The following is a 2508-nucleotide window of genomic DNA, read 5'->3' on the forward strand; positions in this document are numbered from 1 at the left end:
GGCGCGCACCGCGCACACCGACGGAGGAGGCGGTGGTCGCCGCGTTCGCGCAGGTGCTCGGCCTCGCGCAGGTCGGGATCGACGATTCGTTCTTCGACCTGGGCGGCAACTCCCTCGACGCCACCCGCGTCGTCGCCCGCCTGAACTCCGCGGGCTCCGCCCTGGCGGTGCGCGACCTGTTCGAGGCGCCCACCCCCGCGGGGCTCGCCGTGCGGCTGCTCGAGCGTCCCGCCCCGCGGATCGCCCTCACGGCCCGGCCCCGGCCGGCCCGCGTGCCCCTCGGCCCGGCGCAGCAGCGCATGTGGGTGCTCAACCAGCTCGACCCCACCTCCGCGGCGTACAACATCCCGGTGGCGCTGCGCCTGTCCGGGCCCCTCGACGCCGCGGCCCTGACCACGGCATGGCGGGACGTGACCGACCGGCACGAGAGCCTGCGCACCGTGTTCCCCGCCGACGCGGAAGGCCCGCACCAGGTGGCCGTCGACGCCGGCGTCCCCCTCGACCTCACCGAGGCACCTGCCGACGTGTATGCCGCCGTGGCGGGCTTCGCCGGGGCCGGCTTCGACCTGACCGTGGACCTGCCGGTGCGGGCCCGGGTGCTGCGTCTGGGCGCGGAGGAGCACGTGCTGGTGCTGGTGCTGCACCACATTGCCGCGGACGGGGTGTCGGTGGCGCCGCTGGCCCGGGACCTGATCGCCGCGTACGCCGCCCGCACCGCGGGTGCGGCCCCGGCGTGGGCGCCGCTGCCGGTGCAGTACGCCGACTACACGCTGTGGCAGCGCGACATCCTCGGCGACGAGACCGATCCGCAATCGACGGCCGCGCAACAGCGCGAATTCTGGGTGGAGACCCTCGCCGGGCTCCCGGACCGCATCACCCTGCCCACCGACCGGCCGCGCCCGGCCGTGCAGTCCATGGCGAGCGCCGACGTGGACCTCGCCGTCGACGCCGACGTGCACGCCCGGCTGCGGGCCGTCGCCGCCACCGAACACGCCACGATGTTCATGACCCTGCACGCCGCGCTCGCGGCGCTGCTGTCCCGCCTCGGCGCCGGCGACGACATCGCGGTGGGCACCGCGGTGGCCGGCCGCGGCGCCGCCGAACTCGACGACCTGGTCGGGATGTTCGTCAACACCGTGGTCCTGCGCACCCCGGTGCGGCCGGACGTCGCCTTCGCCGACCTGGTGGCGCAGGTGCGCGAGGCCGACCTGGCCGCGTTCGCCCACGCCGACCTGCCGTTCGATCAGGTGGTCGAGGCGGTGCGCCCGGCCCGGTCCACCGCGCACCACCCGCTGTTCCAGGTCTCGCTCGCGCTGGCGAACTTCGAGGAGCCGGAGCTCGAGGTCGCGGGCCTGCGCATCGAGCTGCAGGACGTCGCCCACGAGGCCTCACCCTTCGACCTGAGCCTGACACTGCGCGAACGCACGACCGCCGACGGCGAACCCGCCGGTCTCGAGGTGACGCTCGGTTACGCCACCGACCTGTTCGACGACGGCACCGCGCGGACCCTCGCCGCCCGCTTCGGCCGGCTGCTGACGGCGGTCGCCGAGAACCCGCACGCCGCGATCGGCGACGTCGACCTGCTCGACGCGCAGGAGGCCGACGACCTGCGCACCAGCGCGGGCCCGCAGCCCGTCACCCCGGTGACCCTGCCCGAGCTGCTGCACGCCGCCGCGGCCGCGCGACCCGACGCCGTCGCCGTGGTCACCGACGACCGGCAGGTCACCTATCGCGAGCTCGACGCCCGCGCGGCGCTGCTCGCCGACGCGCTCACCGCGCGCGGCGCCGGTCCCGGCACCCTCGTCGCCCTGGCACTGACCCGATCGTTCGAATCGGTGCTCGCGGTCTGGGCGGTCGCACGGACCGGAGCGGCGTTCGTGCCCGTCGACCCGCGGCACCCGCAGGAACGGATCGAGTACATGCTCGCCGATTCCGGGGCCGTCCTGGGCGTCACCGTGACCGCGCACCACGACCGCCTGCCCGGCTCGGTCGGGTGGCTGGTGCTCGACGGCCCGGACGCCGACACGCGTCTCGCACTCGTCCCGCAGCGGCCGCGCGCCGCGGCCGTGCACGTGGACGATCCCGCCTACCTGATCTACACGTCCGGCTCGACCGGCACCCCGAAGGCGGTCGCCGTCACCCACCGCGGACTGGGCAACCTCGTCGCCGCGCAGCGGGAAACCCTGGCGCTGACCGCGCAGGCCCGGATCGCGCACATCGCCTCGCCGAGCTTCGACGCCGCGGTGTTCGAACAGCTCGCCGCGTTCGCGGTCGGCGCGCGGCTCGTGGTCGTACCGCCCACGGTGGTCGGCGGCGCCGAACTCGCCGACCGGCTTCGCGCGGCCCAGGTCAGCCACCTCGTCGTCACCCCCGCCGCGTTGTCGACGCTGGAGCCGGCGGCATTGACGTCGGTCGAGGTGCTGGCGGTGGCCGGGGAGGCGGTCGGAGCCGAGTTGGTCGAGCGGTTCGCCGGGGGGCGGACGATGCTGAACCTGTACGGGCCGACGG

At 75.5% G+C, this 2508-nt stretch carries 1 protein-coding gene; it reads left to right on the forward strand.

The window, feature by feature from the left end; genetic code table 11:
• Positions 1 to 32 precede the first annotated feature (32 nt).
• Positions 33 to 2508 (forward strand): condensation domain-containing protein (locus G6039_RS30025; protein WP_338148593.1); only part of this gene is annotated, 2476 nt, incomplete at its 3' end.

Origin of the sequence: Rhodococcus aetherivorans, from assembly GCF_011058165.1 — a bacterium.
In the GTDB taxonomy this organism is placed as follows: Bacteria; Actinomycetota; Actinomycetes; order Mycobacteriales; family Mycobacteriaceae; genus Rhodococcus; species Rhodococcus aetherivorans.